This window comes from Synechococcus sp. F70.1, from assembly GCF_047502745.1.
In the GTDB taxonomy this organism is placed as follows: Bacteria; Cyanobacteriota; Cyanobacteriia; order Thermostichales; family Thermostichaceae; genus Thermostichus.
On the sequence record NZ_JANSJL010000046.1, the window covers coordinates 16991 to 34608 of the forward strand.

The window sequence follows — 17618 nt, forward strand, 5'->3', positions numbered from 1 at the left end:
CACTAGAGGGGCATAGATCCCCTGGAGAGAGGCAAGAGCTTGCTCCCAGAGGGCGTGGGTCAACGACCACCTGTCCAAGCCCATGGCGCCGCACAACAGCAGCAAGTAGAGGTTGGCAAAGGTGAAGAGAGAGGCTGCCCGCTCCCGATCCTGCGGCCTCCGCAACAGCTGCATGGCTTTCCAAACCAAAAGGGATCCCAGCAGCACTGCCGCGCTTAGGTACAAGGATCCCAGTACGTGCAAGGGGTAGACCAACAACAAGCTAACCGGAACCACCAGCAGCGCGTAGAGAAGAATTTGAGCGGCAGTTGGCCTTTCTCCTGCTACCACCGGCAGCATGGGCACGCCGGCGCGGGCATAGTCTTCTTGCTTTAGAATCGCCAAAGCCCAGAAGTGGGGCGGGGTCCACAGAAAGATGATGGCAAACATCACCCAGGCGGCCCAGCTCAGCTTGCCCGTAGCTGCTGCCCAGCCCACCAAAGGCGGGATCGCCCCCGCAGCTCCGCCGATCACGATGTTCTGGGGGCTGGAGCGCTTCAGCCAGTGGGTATAGACCCCTACGTACACTAGGATCCCTGCCATGGCCAGACCAGCGGCCAGGAGGTTGGTGAAATAGGCCAGTAAGCTGAAGGAGACCAGGGTAAGGATCCCGGCAAACACCAGAGCGTGGCGCGCCTGAATGCGGCCAGCAGGCAGAGGACGGTGGCAGGTTCGCTCCATCAGCCGGTCGATATCGGCGTCGTACACCATGTTGAGGACATTGGCTGCTGCTGCCGCCATCCCACCCCCTAGGAGGGTGACGCCAAACTTGAACGGATCCGTATTGCCTGCCATCCACATGGCGCCAGCCGTGGTCACCAACAGCAAGGCGATGATCTTCGGCTTCACCAACTGGCTATAGCTGCGCAAAAGTTGGCCTAGGCTTGGGCACTGACTAGCCCCTGGCGTGGCGTTAAGGCCTCCGGCCCGCTGGCGCGAATGGCAAGCGGCTGGGCGGTAGCTTTGAAGGATCTCTGCCATGGAACTACTCACCAGTCCATTGCTACAGCCGCGGCCCCTGGCTGAGTGCCAGCCCTGTCTTCTCCCTGCCTAGGGGCACTGTTGCGCAGGCGCCAGGCCAGCACCGTAAAGCCCAGCAAACACCCCAGCAAAGCTGCCCCAACCATCTGGTGGGCTACCGTCAAGGGCTCCACCTGCAGCCGGTAGCGATAGGTGAGAACACCAACCCCCACCTGGGCGAGCAAAAGCCCCACCGACCCATAGCCCAGCAGCTTGAGAATCTTTGGGACCCGCCGCCGACCTGTGGCCGCCGCCACCCCCACCACCGCTAGCGTGGCTGGAGCTACTCCCAGCAAGTGGCTGTTCATGACCCCACACAACTCGCCCGCAGCCAAGCACTGGTGCAAAGCCCATCGCGAGGCCACCAAGGCCCCCAGCAGACTCTGGACATACACCAGCAACACCGCCACCAAACCCAGCCAAGGCAAATAGCCAACTGCAGCTCTCCCCTCCAAGGCCTCCGGCCGAATATCGCGAATGGAAGAAGCAAAGCGCGGCAAAACGAGCAACCCGAGGGTGAGCAGCGTGGCAAAAAATAGCAGGCCCGTGCCCAGGTGAGCCGTCACAATGTCAAAACGCAACAGCTCCGTCACTGTCAGCCCGCCCAGGATCCCTTGGGCCACGACCAAGACAAAAGCCCAGCTCAGACCCCAGGGCAGCCAATTGGGCAAGGCCTTGCGCTTCAGCCAGGCAAACCCCACTAGCACCAGCGTGGCCAAGCCCACACCGGCAGCCACCAGGCGGTGAAACCACTCCAGAAACACTTGCAGGTTCATCTGCTCGGTGGGCAGCAGCTCCCCATAGCAGAGAGGCCAGTCTGGACAGGCAAGTCCAGCATTCATGACTCGAGTCGCACTGCCTAGCCCCATCAACAGCCAAGTGGCCGCTGCTAGACCCAGCAAAGCTCGCCCCATGCGCAGGGAAATCTCCCTCCCTGGCAAGGGAAAGGCCTCCGGCCCGCTGGCGCGAACGGGACAAGAAGAGAGGAGGCGAGATCGAGGAATTGAGGGGTCCATTGCAGTTGAAAAATACTTCAATCAAGCCTGCCTATGGAAAGAGGCCAACACTCTGCACTAAGTAAAAGGCAGGTCTTTCTGCAACGGATTCTAAATGCGGCTTTGCGGTTGGCAAAGGCTTTTTAAGAATTTCTTTGTGCTGAGCTACGCTTCCTCAGTAGACGGCCGCTGTGAAGCTAGGGATCCGGCGCTCCGACCGAGATCCCGAAAAGATCCCTAAGGACAGACACTTCTCTCCAGCTCCTGCAAGTTGAATGGAAATGAGTACAAGCCTGCTCTGGCTCTGCTGACAGAATCTGCTGGAGTGGGCAGGCAGTAGCAGGGGGATGAGCAGCTGTGAGTGCCCTCAAAAATATCCTTTTGGTGGGGATTGGGGTTCTGTTAGCCCTAGCCAGCCTCTGGTATGGCCAGAATCACCATCTCCTCCCCGAAGCGGCAGCCAACTCAGCTCCCCTCTTCGATAGCCTCTTCAACAGCACCATCACCATCGCCACCGGCATCTTTCTAGTGGTGGAAGGGGTGCTCCTCTACTGTGTCATCCGCTACCGCAAGCGACGGAGGGATCACGGCGACGGGGATCCCAGTCACGGCAATGTGCTGTTGGAGATCGTGTGGACAGCAGTGCCGGCTCTGATCATCCTTTGGTTGGGCCTAGCCAGCATAGATGTCTACCAGGCTATTTACGGAGGCACCAATGTGGGCGGGCATATGCACGCGGCCATGGGGATGGGCTCTTCCGAGGAAGCCAAGGCAGGGGAGCCGGGCTATGCCTATACCCCTGTGGTGCTACCTGGGAAAGAGATGGGCCAGCTGGATCTGGTCGTTCAGGTGCAGGGCATGCAATACGGTTGGCTGTTTACCTATGAATCGGGCTTGGTGACTAGCGAGCTGCACCTTCCCCTCAACAGGCGGGTGCGCTTGAATATGACGGCCCTTGATGTCAACCATGCCTTCTGGGTGCCGCAATTTCGCCTAAAGCAGGATCTCATTCCAGGCCGAGAGACCCACCTGGAGTTTGTGCCTACCCAGTTGGGGACTTACCCCATCATTTGTGCGGAGCTGTGCGGCCCCTACCACGGGGTGATGGCTACGCAATTGATTGTGGAAAGACCAGAAGACTTCGAGCACTGGCAGCAGGAGCAACTTTTAGCCGCTCGCGGCGATAGCAGTGCCCTAGCTCTTGCTGCAGACTCTCCTACCACCCATCATCACCCTCTGGCTGATTCCCCTGCGGCTGCTTCGGCTTTTGCCCAAGTCCACCACCAGCGTTTGGGGGTCTCGCCTGCGGATTTGACCTCTCTCAAACTCCACAAGGACTCCGTCCCGCTGACGCGAACGGGAACAGGCTGAAACTAGGAGCTTTTTTGCAATGACTCAGCTACAGGACAATCCTAGCCTCGTTGCTGCCCCCAGGAGCAGCTTGGATCCGCCTGCAGAACCTTGGTGGCGCTTCTTGACCTTCTCCACGGATCACAAGGTCATCGGGATCCAGTATTTGGTGACCACCTTTTTCTTCTACTTGGTGGGGGGAGCGCTGGCTGTAGCAGTACGAGCCGAACTGGCTACCCCAGAGGCGGACTTTCTTGGCTTTGAGCGGTACAATGGCGCCTTTACCCTGCACGCCACGATCATGATCTTTTTGTGGATTGTGCCGGCTTTGGTGGGGGGCTTCGGCAATTACCTCGTGCCGCTGATGATTGGGGCGCGGGACATGGCCTTTCCCAAGCTCAATGCAGTGGCCTTTTGGCTGGTTCCGCCTACTGGGATCTTGCTCTTGGCTAGCTTGTTTCTAGAACCCCCATCTGCTGGCTGGACTTCCTACCCGCCTCTGAGTTTAGTTAGCGGCAAGGTGGGGGAAGAGCTCTGGATCCTGAGTATCTTGCTGGCGGGGACGTCTTCAATCCTAGGCGCAGTTAACTTCATCACCACCATCCTGAAAATGCGCATGCCCGGCATGAGGATGCAGGACATGCCGCTGTTTTGCTGGGCCATGCTAGCAGCGTCTGTTCTCACCCTCATTGCAACACCGGTTTTGGCTGGCGCGTTGATCTTGCTGAGTTTTGACCTGTTGGCGGGCACGTCCTTTTTTAACCCCAGCGGTGGCGGGGATCCGGTGGTGTACCAGCACATGTTCTGGTTTTACTCCCACCCGGCGGTTTACATCATGATCTTGCCGGTCTTCGGTATCATCTCCGAGATTTTGCCGGTGCATGCCCGCAGACCTATCTTTGCCTACAAGGCCATCGCCTATTCCAGCTTGGCTATTTGCTTTTTGGGGTTGATCGTCTGGGCGCACCACATGTTTACCAGCGGCACCCCGGACTGGATGCGGGTGTTCTTCATGATTGCTACTATGTCCGTTGCTGTTCCCACGGGGATCAAGGTGTTTAGTTGGCTAGCTACTTTGTGGGGCGGCAAAATCCACTTCCGGTCGGCCATGCTGTTTAGCCTTGGCTTTATCTCGATGTTTGTCATTGGGGGGTTGAGCGGCATTATCCTCGCTTCAGTGCCCCTGGATATTCACGTCCACGATACCTACTTTGTGGTGGCCCACCTGCACTACGTGTTGTTCGGCGGCAGCGTGTTCGGGATCTATGCCGGCATCTACCACTGGTTCCCCAAGATGACCGGGCGGCTGCTGAACGAGTTCTGGGGGCGGGTGCATTTTGCGCTAACCTTTGTCGGCTTCAACATGTGCTTTTTGCCAATGCACAAGCTGGGCCTGATGGGGATGCCCCGCCGCGTAGCCCAGTACGATCCCCAATTTGCCGACCTCAACTGGATTAGCTCCGTGGGGGCGTTTATTCTGGCCATTTCCACGCTGCCCTTCTTGGTTAACGCCATCTACTCCTGGGTGGCCGGTCCCAAGGCCGGAGACAACCCCTGGCAGGCCTTGACGCTGGAGTGGACGACCTCTTCCCCACCGCCCCCCCACAACTTCTACGGGGATCCCGTTCTGCTGACTGGTCCCTACGACTACGGCCTGCACAGCAAGGAAACCTTAGATTACTTTGCTGCCCAGTTGAAGAGCTTGCGGGAGCTGGCGTTGGCAGAAGCGGAGACTACCTCTTCTTAGCCAGTGGCTTGGTGGGTGGGTATCCCTATTCCTGTCTTGATCTCGGCTGGCCTGCCCCCATGGTCTTGGGAGGAATTCAAGAAAAGGACTACGTCCCGCTAACGCGATCGGTTTGATTGGGCAAGAATATGCAAGGATCCCTCAGTTCTGATGCTGTGATGCTCGGTCACCCTCAGGCTCACGCCGCTCATGCTGAGCACCCAGATCATCGCGTTTTTGGTCTATTGATGTTCCTGGTAGCGGAAGGCTGTCTATTCTTGGGCCTGTTCATGGCCTACTTGGCCTACAGCCTTACCGCCCCAGTCTGGCCACCGGAAGGGACGCCGGAGTTGGAGTTGCTTTTGCCCAGCATCAACACGGTGATTTTGCTATCCAGCAGCTTGGTTATTCACAAAGCCGGGTTGGCCATCAAGGCCGATGATGTCAAGGGCCTGAGACTGTGGTTTGCTCTCACTGCCCTGATGGGTGCCATCTTCCTGGCTGGGCAGCTCTACGAGTACAGCCACCTGGAGTTTGGCCTCACCACCAATTTGTTTGCCAGCACCTTCTATGTCTTGACCGGGTTTCACGGGCTGCACGTGGCAGCAGGGTTGCTGTTTATTTTGGCGGTGCTTTGGCGATCCCTGAAGCCAGGGCACTACAGTGCCCAACATCACTTTGGCGTCGAGGCCGCTGAGATCTATTGGCACTTTGTGGATGGGGTGTGGATTGTGCTATTTATCCTGCTCTATCTGCTTTGAGTACCGAAGCTCAGAGAATTGTCAGAACTGTCCCTAGACTGAGCAACAAGGGCGGAGAAGTTCAAGATTTCTGGAGAATAGCCACGATCTGAATCAGAGCCTCTTGAAACACTTCTCGCTCTGGCTGACCTTGCTTGAGCTGATATTCCAGTTGTAAAAGTTGCTCCATCACCCCCAGCAGCGCCGAGCTTTTTAGGGATCCCACCTCTTTCTGTAAGAAGTAAACCCGGTTGGGATTGGCGATCTCTGCTTTTTGGGCGATGACTTTGGGATCCCGTTCTCCTTCTTCAAGCAGCAGCCGCACCCACAGCCAGGTGCGGAATTGGCCCACCAAAACCGCTAGAATCTTCAGGGCTGGCTCGTTGGCATCCAGCAGATGGGTCAGGATCTGCAGGGCCCGATCCAAGTTGCCCTGGCGCAGGGAGGCGGCCAGTTGAAAGCTGCTGTAGGCGCTAGCAGGAACCAGGGCCTCGATTTGCTCAGGGGAGATGGGATCCCGTTGGCCTGCCGTAAACAAAGCCAGCTTTTCCAATTCCATTGCCAATCGGCGACTATCGTTGCCCACCGCCTCAGCTAACTTCTGGGCTGCCTCTGGGCTGAGCTTGAGATCCCGCTGCTGGGCCTCGCTGTGTACCTGCTTGAGAATGCCCTCTTCATCCCAGGGGGCCAGTTGGGAAAACTCGCGGACAATGGCCACTTTTTTTAGGAGCTGGGTAGATTTGAGCCGCCCATCCGGCTTGCTGCTAGTGGTCAAGAGCAAATGGGTGGTGGGAGGCAAATAGGCTAACGTCCGCTCCAGTTCTTTGGATAGCTCTTCCGGGCAATGCTGGGTAAGCGTTGTCTCTTCCAGCCAAACCAAGCGGGCATTGGATCCCAGAGGCGGCGTCATGGCTTGGTTGAGACCAGCAAGCGTGGCTTCCGGAGGCAGGCGATCGTAGTTAAAGGCTGACCAGTTGGGATCCAGCACTTGATCGCGCAGCTCTTGCACCGCCTGCATCAAGCGATAGCTGTCATCCCCCCAGTAAAGGTAAACGGGCATACTGCCCTTTTCCGTAGTTTCTCTAGGCGTTATTTTACCTAAATCATGCTTTGTCCGAAACCTCCCAGAGAAAGCCTGGCCAAGTTCAAGCTTCTTCCCTCTCTGGAACAAGGTGTCAGCTTTGCAGATCTTTACCTTTTCCCTAGGTGGGCAAGTTCTGTATTCCCACTGAAGAACCGTCATCAATCTTTTCCTAAATTAATCCTGAGAGATGGGATCCGAGGGAGGATTGCAAGCAATGGACAGCAGGGGCGAACTGGAGTTCAAAGTCCAAGTTTTGGCCCGCTGCCTGGGATCCGCTCTGGCTTTAGGACGGCCCACCCGCGTGCAAATTCACTACTGCAATTCCCAAGCCTTCAACGCAGGTCAGTCGGGAGCGGCGCCTCTAAACTCTGAAGAGGTGGAGAGATCCCAACCAAGCACAAGAAGCTAGCCTTTGGCCTCTGGTTTCCTGCCCCTGGCCGTTGGGGATATAGACTTTGGAAAAGAAGAGGAGGCGCCTAGCGGGCAGGAGAAGCGCTGTGGAACAAGCAAGGCAACCGTGGCAAGCTCTGCTGCTGCGGGATTTTCCCATCGAGTCCTGGTGGCAGGGCAGCTTTCTGGGCGGCCTGTTGGGATCCTTAAGAAACTGGGGCCAAGGTAGCTTACTTGTCCAAGCTGGCGACTGGCTTGGCTTGGGGCTGGTGTTGCTCTACTGGGTCTTTTCTGCGCAGAGCTCCACTGGCATCCTGGGGCTAATTTTGCTGGCCATGGCCGCTCTGGTGGGCCTGGGCGCTTTGGTGGAAATGCCGATGGGTCTGCCGCTGCACCTGCCCCTGGGCCTTTTCTGGGGAATTGCCACCTTGGCAACCATTCTCTCCCCGGTTTCCTACGCAGCACGGGAGGGCTGGCTGAAACTGACACTTTACCTAGCCGGCTATTTGTTGTTGCATCGTCTGCTGCGCAAGCCCCAGTTCCGGGATTGGATTGTCGGATCCCTGCTTTTGGTCAGCTTGGCGATGGGGATCTATGGCCTGCGGCAATACTTTTACGGGGCAGCAGAACTGGCCACCTGGGTAGATCCGGAGTCAGGCTTGGCGGGCCTGACGCGGGTGTACAGCTATCTGCGCAACCCCAATCTGTATGGGGGCTACCTGGTTCCGCTTGTTCCTCTAGGTCTGGCCGCAGTTTTCCTCTGGCCAGGCTGGGGAGTAAAGCTCCTAGTTGGTTTTACAACAGCCGTCAACCTCCTCTGCTTGGTCCTGACCTACAGTCGCGGCGCCTGGATTGGCGGCCTAGCAGCGCTGGGAATGATGGCGGTGCTGCTGGCGCAATGGCATACCCCCCGCCTGCCGGCCCGCTGGCGACGATGGACAGTGCCGACCTTGTTGGGAGGGGGCGCAGCTGCGCTGCTGCTTGCGATCTTGACGGTACGCCCCCTGCGGCTAAGGGTTCGGAGTCTCTTTTGGGGAAGGCTGGATACCAGCAACAATTTTCGTCTCAACGTCTGGGCGGCAGTGTTGGACATGATCCGCGACTTTCCCATCTTGGGGATCGGCCCGGGCAATGTTGCCTTTAGCCGCGTCTATCCCCTCTACCAGCGGGGCAACTTCAGCGCCCTCGGGGCCTATTCCGTGCCGCTGCAACTTACCGTGGAGACTGGCTTTCTTGGATCCCTGGCTTTTGCCTGGTTTTTGCTGGTGCTCTGGGATCACGGCTGGAGATGCTGGAACCGGTTGCTTAGCTCCCGGGATCCCGAGGGCCTGTGGGTGGCCGCAGGCTTAGCGGCTTGCACTGGCATGATGGCCCACGGGCTGGTGGACACCATCTGGTACCGCCCTCAGGTGCAGATGCTGTGGTGGCTGGCGGTGGCTCTCGTTACAGCCAAGCTGGCTTCCTCCAGGACTCAGCCTTCGTCTAATAGTCCCAGAGGGAAGCTCCTCTCGCCGTCACAAGACTGTATCTGAAGTTACAACTTGCGGGGGATAGCGATGCTAAAAGTGAGCCGAGCTATCTGGGGCAGAGAAAGCAAATGAAGAAGATTGAAGCTATCATTCGGCCCTTCAAGCTTGATGAGGTGAAGGTAGCCCTGGTTAATGCCGGAATTGTCGGCATGACCGTAACCGAGGTGCGGGGGTTTGGTCGGCAGAAAGGACAGACTGAGCGCTATCGGGGATCCGAGTACACCGTCGAGTTCCTGCAGAAGCTAAAGGTGGAGATCGTGGTCGAGGATGACCTGGTGGATACGGTGGTGGAGAAGCTAATTGCAGCAGCTCGCACGGGCGAAATTGGGGACGGCAAGATTTTCATCAGCCCCGTCGAGAAAACCATCCGCATCCGCACCGGTGAAATGAACCAAGACGCCCTGTGAAGGAGCTGTTTTTGCAGTCTCTCACCTCAGCCTCATCTTGGCTTGGGAGGTGGCAGGGCGTATCTTTTCGTTGTAATGGCGTTGCCAAAAGTACCGTCTTGCTAGGTGAGTCGAAAAACATGTCTACAATGATGATCCAAAGGCTCAAAGGCCAAGTAGTGCAGCGGCTCTGGCGACCAGCCCAGTGGGGCTTAGCTGCTGCGCTGACGATTTCCCTGGTTTTTCTACTTGGTCAGGAGAGCGCCTTCGCTCAGGATGCCGAAGCTGTCCAGGAAAACGCCAACACCATCTGGACACTGGTGGCGGCAGCCTTAGTGTTCTTCATGCAAGCTGGCTTTGCCATGGTGGAGACGGGCTTTACCCGCTCCAAAAATGCTGCCAACATCATGATGAAAAACCTAATGGACTTCTGCATGGGCTGCTGCGCCTTCTGGTTCATTGGGTTTGGCCTGATGTTTGGCCAGAATGGCGGCTTCTTCGGCAGGAGCTGGTTTGCTTTTAGCTGGCAGCAAGCCCACGAAGCAGGGGACTGGCCTTTTACGTTCTTCGTCTTTCAGATGGTCTTTGCCGCCACCGCTACCACCATCGTTTCCGGGGCCATGGCGGAGCGCACCAAGTTCGTGGCCTACCTCATCTACTCTGTCGTCATCTCTGGGCTGATCTACCCCATCTCGGGGAGCTGGGCCTGGAATGGCCTGTTCGGCGACTACAACGGCGGCACCAAGGGCTGGTTGGAAAACCTGGGCTTTATCGACTTTGCCGGGTCAGGGGTGGTGCACCTAGTGGGAGGCGCTGCCGCATTGGCCGGGGCAATGGTGGTTGGCCCTCGCATTGGCAAGTATGGCCCTGACGGGGAGCCGCGGGCAATTCCTGGGCACAACCTGCCCCTGGGGATGCTTGGGGTGTTCATCCTCACCTTGGGTTGGATTGGATTCAACGCTGGCTCGACCACTGCTGCCAGCCCTGATGTTGGCTGGATTGCTATGAACACGCTGCTGGCAGCTTCGGCAGGAGCCATTGGCGCGATGATCACCTGCTGGGTGCATTTTGGCAAGCCAGACATGACCTTTGCCGCTAACGGGGTACTGGCCGGCTTGGTAGGGATCACCGCTCCTTGCAACACCGTCCACCCGCTGGGAGCTTTGATCATTGGGTCGGTTGCCGGGATTCTGGTGGTGATCTCGGTGGTGATCTTGGATACGGTGCTGAAAGTTGACGACCCGGTGGGCGCCATTTCAGTACACGGTACCTGTGGCATCTGGGGGCTGTTGGCGGCAGGGATCCCTTGGTTTGCCCATGCCGAGTCAGGAGTGACCTGGGCGCAATTTGGGGTGCAGGTCGTGGGGGCTCTAGCCTATTTCTTCTGGCCCTTTATCACCTGCTTGATCCTGTTTTTGATCCTCAAGGCAACCGTTGGCCTGCGCACCAGTGCCGAAGAGGAGCTGGCCGGCTTGGATGTGGGCGAGCACGGTAACGTGGCCTACCCGGATTTTGTAAGCGCTGCAGCCAATTTGGAGCAGCCTTGAGGCGGGGCCGAGGGTTGCTGTGCCGGCAATCCTGAAGGGGGCCAAGCGGGCCCCCCCTTACTTTAAACTGGAAAGCGGCTGGATGTTCTTGCAGCTTCATGCACCTCTTGATCCCGGCGGCCGGCAGTGGCAAGCGGATGGGGGCGACAGTCAACAAGCTGCTGTTGCCGCTTTTGGGCCGGCCAATTTTGGCTTGGACGCTGGAAGCTGCAGCTCGGGCCTGCTCCATTGAGTGGATTGGCGTTCTCTGCCAGCCCCACGACTGGCCAGCCATCGAGGCCATCGTAGCGGCAGTTGCTCCGGCCAAGCCAGTACAGCTTCTGGTGGGAGGAGCCACGCGGCAGGAGTCGGTTTACAGGGGAGTTGAGTATCTCTATAGCCTGGGAACGGTAGAACGGGTGCTGATCCACGATGGAGCCCGCTGCCTGGCTACGCCGGCGCTCTTTGATCGCTGCAGCGCTGCCCTACAGCAAGTGGATGGCTTGATTGCGGCGATCCCTGTCAAAGACACGATTAAAGTGACCGAGAGCGGCCCCAAGGGGATCCAAATCCAAGCGACGCCAGAGCGCAGTCGACTGTGGGCAGCGCAAACGCCCCAGGGCTTTCGCCTGCCGTTGCTGTGGCAAGCCCATCGGGAGGCCCTGGCCCAAGGTTGGCAGGTAACTGATGATGCGGCTCTATTCGAGAAGCTGGGTTGGCCGGTTTACATCGTGGAAGGGGAGGAGTCCAATCTCAAGCTGACCACTCCCTTGGATATGCTGCTGGCAGCCCAAATCCTCCAGCAGCGTCTCGTCCCAGCCCCCTAGCTCCTCCTGTTAGGAGGCACGCTGCGAGAGTAAAGAAAGAGAGTCAATGCCCAAGTCACCTTCGCCCTACTGGCCTGTTTACATTGTTGGCGCTGGCCCCGGGGATCCAGAGCTCATAACCCTGCGCGGCCAGAGAGTCCTCTCGCAAGCAGATGTAGTCTTCTACGCCGGATCTTTGGTGCCAGAGGGAATGCTGGCCCACTGTCGCCCTGGGGTTGAGGCCATCGACACGCGCTCCCTTACCCTAGAGACGTTGCTGCCGCAAATTGTGGAACGGGTCAAGGCAGGGCTGCGGGTGGTGCGGCTGCAGGATGGGGATCCCTGTCTTTACGGCGCTCTACACGAGCTGCTGGTTCGGTTGGCTGAGGCAGGGATCCCCTTTGAGATCGTGCCAGGGGTGAGCGCCTTTCAGCTAGCAGCGGCTCGTTTAGGGGTAGAGCTGACGGTGCCGGAAGTGGTGCAGACCATCATCCTCACCCGTGCCAGCGGTCGAACGCGCGTGCCGGAAGCAGAAGCTTTAGCCAGTCTAGCGGCTCACCGCGCCTCTTTGTGTCTGTACCTGAGCGCTCGCCACGTGGAACAGGCCCAGGCGGATCTCCTAGCCCACTATCCCGCCGATACCCCCGTTGCCATTTGCTACCGTTTGGGGTGGCCGGACGAGCAGATCTGGCTGGGATCCCTGGCGGAGATGGCTGCCCTTAGCCGGCAAGCTGGCCTAGAGCGCACGGTGCTCTATCTCATCAGCCCAGTGCTGCGGGGTCTGGCAGGAGGTGGCTTGGCTCGCTCGCGGCTCTACAGCCCTGACCACGCCCACCTCTTCCGCCCCAAGCTTCGCCACTAGACTCCCAGTCAGGTAGCTTCCCGCTCTGGCTAGGCGGGAAGGTGTACACTGGGTGCTGGCGTAGGCTGCCTCGAGGGAGATGCGGACTTTTCCTTCGCCGGAGGTGCTTCGACGGCTGCCAGCAGGGGCTGCCGATGGAGCCATCATTCTCGGCACGTTGGTTCTCCTGGCGGTAGTGGCCCAGGTGGGGGCAGGGGCTTTTGAGCAGTTTCAGCCGCCAGCCGTGGTGCCCCGAATCGACTTGGATCCGCGCAAGCTGCCCTACTATGCCGCCCGCTCCACCTTGCGCATGTTCATTGCCCTCGCCTTCTCCACTCTTTTCACCCTGATCTACGGGTACGTGGCTGCGAAAAGTCGCTGGGCAGAGCGAATTTTGATCCCCTTGCTAGACATCCTGCAATCAGTGCCGGTGTTAGGGTTCCTCTCCATTACTGTCACTGGCTTCATTGCCCTTTTTCCTGGCAGCTTGCTGGGACTGGAGGCGGCTTCTATCTTTGCCATCTTCACCAGCCAGGTCTGGAACATGACCTTTTCCTTCTACCAGTCCCTGCGCACTTTGCCGCAAGAGCTCGTGGAAGCTGCTACCCTGTATCGCCTCTCAGGCTGGCAGCGCTTTACCCAGTTGGAGCTGCCGGCGGCAATGGTCGGTCTCATCTGGAACGCCATGATGAGCTTTGGCGGGGGGTGGTTCTTTGTGGCCGCTAGCGAGGCCATTAGCGTGCTCAACCAGGAGTATACCCTGCCGGGCCTGGGATCCTACGTGGAAGCCGCCATTCAAGCCGAGGACTTGCCCAAGCTGGGGTGGGCGATCCTAACCATGGCAGTGGTGATCCTGCTGGTGGATCAGCTCTTCTGGCGGCCTCTGGTTGCTTGGTCAGACAAGTTTCGCCTGGAACAGAGCGCCGGGGCGGCTGTGCCGGAGTCCTGGCTGTATGATCTGCTCACCACCGCCCGGATCCCGCGGCTCATTGGCAGGGGGTTTTCCCCTTTGGCAGAGGGGGTGGATCGGCTGTTGGCCTACCTGACCCGCCCCCGCTGGGGAGATCCCCTCAGCCCCGAGGCTGAGCGGCGCCGTGAGCAGCTATTGACCCGGCTCTCCTGGTTGGCTATTGGCGGCCTTGGGGTTTGGATTGTCTATTTCGTATCCACCACCGTCGGCTTTGGGGAGGTGATGCTAGTCTTTGGCCTGGGGATCCTCACGCTGCTGCGGGTTAGCGTGCTCTTGGCTTTAGCCACTGTGGTCTGGACGCCAATTGGGGTGGCCATTGGCTTTAATCCACGCCTAGCGAAGCTGCTGCAGCCAGTGGTGCAGTTTCTAGCAGCTTTTCCGGCCAATTTTCTTTTTCCCTTTGCCACGTTGCTTTTCATCCGCGCCCAGATCAGCATTGAGTGGGGCAGCATTTTGCTGATGTCTCTGGGAGCGCAGTGGTACATTCTCTTCAACTCCATTGCCGGCGCCCAGAGCATCCCCACCGATTTGCGAGAAATGGCTATGAATTTGGGTCTGCAGGGATGGAAGCTCTGGCAAAAGCTGATCATCCCAGGGATCTTCCCCGCCTGGGTCACTGGAGGAATAACAGCCAGCGGCGGTGCTTGGAATGCCAGCATTGTCTCCGAGATTGTAACCTGGGGAGCGACAACTCTAAAAGCTACGGGCCTAGGCACCTACATTGCCGAAGCAACCGCAGGGGGAGATTGGCCCCGCATTACCTTGGGCATTGGCATGATGAGTCTGTTTGTGGTAGGCATCAATCGCCTCTTCTGGCGGCGGTTGTATCAATTGGCAGAGGAAAAATATCACCTTTAGTCTTTATCAATCTATGAGCTCGGCAACTTCCCCTGTTTTGATTAAGGTTGAGAACGTCTACAAGCGCTTTCCTTTGCCCGAGGGCAAGGGAGAGTTTACAGTCTTAAGCCAGATTGATTTGGAGGTGCGGGCAGGGGAAGTCTTGGCTCTGCTGGGGCGCAGCGGCAGCGGCAAGAGTACCCTGCTGCGCATCATGGCAGGCTTGATCCCCCCTAGCCAAGGGCAGGTGTGGAGCAATGGCCGACCCCTGCGCGGCCCCAACCCCGACGTGGCCATGGTGTTTCAAAGCTTTGCCCTTCTGCCGTGGCTGACAGTACAAGAAAATGTGGAGCTGGGGCTAAAAGCGCAAGGGATCCCGCGCGAGATCCGGCGGCAAAAGGCTCTCAAGGCCATCGACCTGGTGGGGCTGGATGGATTTGAGAATGCCTACCCCAAGGAACTCTCGGGGGGCATGAAGCAGCGAGTGGGCTTTGCCCGCGCCTTTGTCTTGGAGCCGAAGGTGCTTTTCATGGACGAGCCCTTCAGCGCCCTGGACGTGCTGACAGCGGAGAACCTGCGGGGGGAGATCGACGAGCTGTGGAACACCCACGCCTTCCCTTCCCAGAGCATTCTCATCGTGACCCACAACATCGAAGAGGCGGTGTTTTTGGCGGATCGGGTAGTGATCCTGGGCTCCAAGCCAGGGCGGATCCGGGGAGAGGTGAAAATCGACCTGCCGCGACCCCATGAACGTACGGATCCCCGATTTAAGTCCCTGGTGGACTACATCTACGAGATCATGACCAATCCGGAGATCCCGGTAACCAGTGAGGTGGCTGTCCCCAGGGCCCCCTCCCCCTACGCCTTGCCTCTACCCCACGCGCGGGTGGGCGGCATCAGCGGTCTGCTGGAGCTCATTGTGGAATGGCCGCAGGCACGGGTGGAAATTGCCGAGCTGGCTGAACGGCTGCAACTGGCCGTAGACGACCTGCTGCCGATTCTGGATGCAGCAGTGCTGTTGGGCTTTGCCGAGGTAACCGGCAGGGTGGTCCAACTCACCGAGATTGGCCAAGACTTTGCCAACACCACCATCCTGCGCAGCAAGGATCTCTTCCGGCAACAGCTACTGGCACGGGTGCCCGTGTTCCGCAGCATCCTGCAGACTCTGGAAGAAAAAAACAGCCGCTCCATGCGGGCGGACTTCTTCTTGGATCTCTGGGACGAGCATTTCCCGCATGAAGAGGCCGAGCGGCAGTTTGCCACTGCCATTGACTGGGGCCGCTATGCAGAGCTCTTTGAATACGATGCCTCAGAAGACCGACTCTACCTGCCGGAGCCAGGCGAGAGTTCCTCTGCGCAATAGCCCGTTGGTCTCAACGTTCCCTCTGAGCCTTTGTTAGATTTCGGAAAGTCCCAAAATTCGGTGATAGGATCACAGCACGCTAGAGGTATCTGGGGGCTCCCCTCCTCAGAACCTGATCTGATTCGTACCAGCGTAGGCAAGCAAGCACCGGAGTTAGGCCATGCGCAGCGAATGGGTGGCCCGCCGTCGTGGGCAAGCAAACGTTACTCAGATGCACTATGCCCGCCAGGGCATCATTACCGAAGAGATGGAGTATGTGGCTCGCCGGGAGCAGCTGCCCCCGGAACTCATCCGCTCGGAAGTAGCTCGGGGTCGCATGATCATCCCCGCCAACATCAACCACACCAACCTCGAGCCGATGTGCATTGGGATTGCTTCCCGCTGCAAAGTCAACGTCAACATCGGCGCTTCCCCCACCTCTTCCAGCTTGGCTGAGGAACTGGAAAAGCTAAAGTTGGCCATCAAATACGGCGCCGACACGGTTATGGATCTGTCTACCGGCGGCGGCAATTTGGATGAAATTCGCACGGCCATTATCCAAGCCTCGCCGATTCCTGTCGGCACGGTACCTATCTACCAAGCTCTAGAAAGCGTCCATGGCAATGTCGAAAAGCTTTCAGAAGAGGATATTTTGCACATTATCGAAAAGCAGGCTCAGCAAGGGGTGGACTACATGACCATCCATGCTGGGATCCTCATTCAACATTTGCCGCTGGTGCGCAACCGGCTAACGGGCATTGTTTCTCGCGGCGGCGGGATCCTAGCCCGTTGGATGTTGGTCCACCACAAGCAAAATCCGCTCTATACCCGCTTCCGCGACATCATCGAGATCTTCAAGAAATACGACGTTTCCTTTAGCCTGGGCGATGCCTTGCGACCGGGATGCTTGCACGATGCCTCTGACGAGGCCCAGATGGCCGAGCTAAAAACCCTGGGCCAGTTGACCCGCATGGCCTGGGAGCACGATGTGCAGGTGATGGTGGAAGGGCCAGGGCACGTGCCGATGGATCAAATTGAGTTTAACGTGCGCAAGCAAATGGAGGAATGCGACGAGGCTCCCTTCTACGTCTTGGGACCTTTGGTTACTGATATTGCTGCCGGCTACGACCACATCAGCTCTGCTATTGGGGCGGCCTTGGCCGGTTGGTATGGGGCGGCAATGCTTTGCTACGTCACCCCCAAAGAACACTTGGGTTTACCCAATGCAGAGGACGTGCGCAATGGCCTCATTGCCTACAAAATTGCTGCTCATGCTGCGGATATTGCCCGCCATCGGCCTGGGGCCAGGGATCGCGACGATGAGATGGCTAGAGCCCGCTATAACTTTGATTGGAATCGACAATTTGAGTTGTCCCTAGATCCAGAGCGAGCTCGCGAATACCACGACGAGACCTTGCCGGCAGATATCTACAAAACGGCAGAGTTTTGCTCGATGTGCGGGCCTAAGTTCTGCCCCATGCAAACCAAAATGGATGCAGAGGCCTTAGACGAACTAGAGCGCTTCTTGGCCAAGCAGCCAATGGGATAAGCGCCGGTTGTCTGCATAGGAGCAAGGTTAGCTCTGTATCACACAAAGTTCCCCGTTCCTGGGGAGAAGGGGATCTCCTGCGCAGGCTATGCTGGGCTATAGGGATTGAGCAGGGAGGAGGATATGGCACTTAGGCAACTGGGACATGTTGCCATCCGTGTCGGAGACGTCTCCAAAGCGGTAGAGTTCTACGAAAAGTTGGGGATGGTCAATGTCTGGAAGGATCCCGACTGGGCCTACATGAAAGCTGGGGACGACGGGCTGGCGCTGTTGGGGCCAGGCTACCGGGCGGCAGGGCCCCACTTTGGCTTTGTCTTCAGCACTAGGGAGGAGCTGGAGGAGCACCATCGGCGCCTGCAAGCAGAGGGGATCCCGGTGGGCGAGATCCACACCCACCGAGACGGTACCGCCTCCTTCTATGGCAAGGATCCCGATGGCAACCTGTTTGAATTTGTCTACGAGCCGCCAGGCACTTTTGACCGAGCCAA

General features: G+C 58.2%; 15 protein-coding genes. 12 read left to right on the plus strand and 3 right to left on the minus strand.

Features of this window, described 5'->3' with window-relative positions; translation table 11 throughout:
• Both NW860_RS04415 and NW860_RS04420 read right to left on the minus strand, forming a co-directional pair.
• Positions 1 to 1020 (minus strand): heme o synthase (locus NW860_RS04415; RefSeq protein ID WP_414512649.1); only part of this gene is annotated, 1020 nt, incomplete at its 3' end.
• An 8-nt stretch (positions 1021 to 1028) separates the two neighbouring features.
• The gene (locus NW860_RS04420) at positions 1029 to 2075 is read right to left on the minus strand and encodes a COX15/CtaA family protein (protein ID WP_414512651.1); all 1047 of its coding nucleotides are present in this window, start codon (positions 2073 to 2075) and stop codon (positions 1029 to 1031) included.
• 336 nt (positions 2076 to 2411) lie between these two features.
• Here NW860_RS04420 and NW860_RS04425 point away from each other — a divergent pair, with 336 nt between their 5' ends.
• The 3 genes from NW860_RS04425 (at position 2412) to NW860_RS04435 (ending at position 5891) form a co-directional block, all read left to right on the plus strand.
• On the plus strand, positions 2412 to 3425 hold the full coding sequence (locus NW860_RS04425; protein WP_414512653.1) for a cytochrome c oxidase subunit II: 1014 nt from the start codon (positions 2412 to 2414) through the stop codon (positions 3423 to 3425).
• A 19-nt stretch (positions 3426 to 3444) separates the two neighbouring features.
• Positions 3445 to 5151 carry a cytochrome c oxidase subunit I gene (gene ctaD / locus NW860_RS04430; protein ID WP_414512655.1) on the plus strand — a complete coding sequence of 569 codons (1707 nt, stop codon included), beginning with the start codon at positions 3445 to 3447 and terminating at the stop codon, positions 5149 to 5151.
• A 128-nt stretch (positions 5152 to 5279) separates the two neighbouring features.
• Positions 5280 to 5891 carry a cytochrome c oxidase subunit 3 gene (locus tag NW860_RS04435; protein WP_414411606.1) on the plus strand — a complete coding sequence of 204 codons (612 nt, stop codon included), beginning with the start codon at positions 5280 to 5282 and terminating at the stop codon, positions 5889 to 5891.
• A gap of 61 nt (positions 5892 to 5952) precedes the next feature.
• On the opposite strand, the gene holA is transcribed toward NW860_RS04435, so the two are convergent.
• The gene (gene holA, locus NW860_RS04440; protein ID WP_414512657.1) at positions 5953 to 6930 is read right to left on the minus strand and encodes a DNA polymerase III subunit delta; all 978 of its coding nucleotides are present in this window, start codon (positions 6928 to 6930) and stop codon (positions 5953 to 5955) included.
• Between the two features lie 521 nt (positions 6931 to 7451).
• Here holA and NW860_RS04445 point away from each other — a divergent pair.
• The 9 genes from NW860_RS04445 to NW860_RS04485 all read left to right on the plus strand — a co-directional run.
• On the plus strand, positions 7452 to 8876 hold the full coding sequence (locus NW860_RS04445; RefSeq protein WP_414512659.1) for an IctB family putative bicarbonate transporter: 1425 nt from the start codon (positions 7452 to 7454) through the stop codon (positions 8874 to 8876).
• A 65-nt stretch (positions 8877 to 8941) separates the two neighbouring features.
• Complete coding sequence (locus NW860_RS04450; protein ID WP_414406138.1) at positions 8942 to 9280, plus strand: P-II family nitrogen regulator; 339 nt, start codon at positions 8942 to 8944, stop codon at positions 9278 to 9280.
• Between the two features lie 119 nt (positions 9281 to 9399).
• A complete protein-coding gene (locus NW860_RS04455; protein WP_414512661.1) occupies positions 9400 to 10806 on the plus strand; it encodes an ammonium transporter in 1407 nt (468 codons plus the stop codon).
• 98 nt (positions 10807 to 10904) lie between these two features.
• The gene (gene ispD, locus NW860_RS04460; protein WP_414512663.1) at positions 10905 to 11612 is read left to right on the plus strand and encodes a 2-C-methyl-D-erythritol 4-phosphate cytidylyltransferase; all 708 of its coding nucleotides are present in this window, start codon (positions 10905 to 10907) and stop codon (positions 11610 to 11612) included.
• 46 nt (positions 11613 to 11658) lie between these two features.
• Positions 11659 to 12453: a precorrin-4 C(11)-methyltransferase gene (gene cobM, locus NW860_RS04465; RefSeq protein ID WP_414395520.1), complete on the plus strand. Its 795-nt coding sequence runs from the start codon at positions 11659 to 11661 to the stop codon at positions 12451 to 12453.
• Positions 12454 to 12532: 79 nt separating this feature from the next.
• Positions 12533 to 14260, plus strand: coding sequence for an ABC transporter permease (locus NW860_RS04470; RefSeq protein ID WP_414512665.1), 1728 nt, complete (start codon positions 12533 to 12535; stop codon positions 14258 to 14260).
• A 13-nt stretch (positions 14261 to 14273) separates the two neighbouring features.
• Positions 14274 to 15602: a nitrate/sulfonate/bicarbonate ABC transporter ATP-binding protein gene (locus NW860_RS04475; RefSeq protein WP_414406133.1), complete on the plus strand. Its 1329-nt coding sequence runs from the start codon at positions 14274 to 14276 to the stop codon at positions 15600 to 15602.
• Between the two features lie 160 nt (positions 15603 to 15762).
• Positions 15763 to 17130, plus strand: coding sequence for a phosphomethylpyrimidine synthase (thiC, locus tag NW860_RS04480; RefSeq protein ID WP_414395526.1), 1368 nt, complete (start codon positions 15763 to 15765; stop codon positions 17128 to 17130).
• 123 nt (positions 17131 to 17253) lie between these two features.
• A partial coding sequence (locus tag NW860_RS04485; protein ID WP_414512668.1) for a VOC family protein occupies positions 17254 to 17618 on the plus strand: 365 nt, incomplete at its 3' end.

Excerpts from the sequence above, each read along its gene's own strand:
- NW860_RS04420 (WP_414512651.1), bottom strand. The coding sequence starts at position 2,075 with ATGGACCCCTCAATTCCTCGATCTCGCCTCCTCTCTTCTTGTCCCGTT.
- ctaD (WP_414512655.1), top strand. The coding sequence starts at position 3,445 with ATGACTCAGCTACAGGACAATCCTAGCCTCGTTGCTGCCCCCAGGAGC.
- NW860_RS04435 (WP_414411606.1), top strand. The coding sequence starts at position 5,280 with ATGCAAGGATCCCTCAGTTCTGATGCTGTGATGCTCGGTCACCCTCAG.
- holA (WP_414512657.1), bottom strand. The coding sequence starts at position 6,930 with ATGCCCGTTTACCTTTACTGGGGGGATGACAGCTATCGCTTGATGCAG.
- NW860_RS04450 (WP_414406138.1), top strand. The coding sequence starts at position 8,942 with ATGAAGAAGATTGAAGCTATCATTCGGCCCTTCAAGCTTGATGAGGTG.
- NW860_RS04455 (WP_414512661.1), top strand. The coding sequence starts at position 9,400 with ATGTCTACAATGATGATCCAAAGGCTCAAAGGCCAAGTAGTGCAGCGG.
- ispD (WP_414512663.1), top strand. The coding sequence starts at position 10,905 with ATGCACCTCTTGATCCCGGCGGCCGGCAGTGGCAAGCGGATGGGGGCG.
- cobM (WP_414395520.1), top strand. The coding sequence starts at position 11,659 with ATGCCCAAGTCACCTTCGCCCTACTGGCCTGTTTACATTGTTGGCGCT.
- NW860_RS04470 (WP_414512665.1), top strand. The coding sequence starts at position 12,533 with ATGCGGACTTTTCCTTCGCCGGAGGTGCTTCGACGGCTGCCAGCAGGG.
- NW860_RS04475 (WP_414406133.1), top strand. The coding sequence starts at position 14,274 with ATGAGCTCGGCAACTTCCCCTGTTTTGATTAAGGTTGAGAACGTCTAC.
- thiC (WP_414395526.1), top strand. The coding sequence starts at position 15,763 with ATGCGCAGCGAATGGGTGGCCCGCCGTCGTGGGCAAGCAAACGTTACT.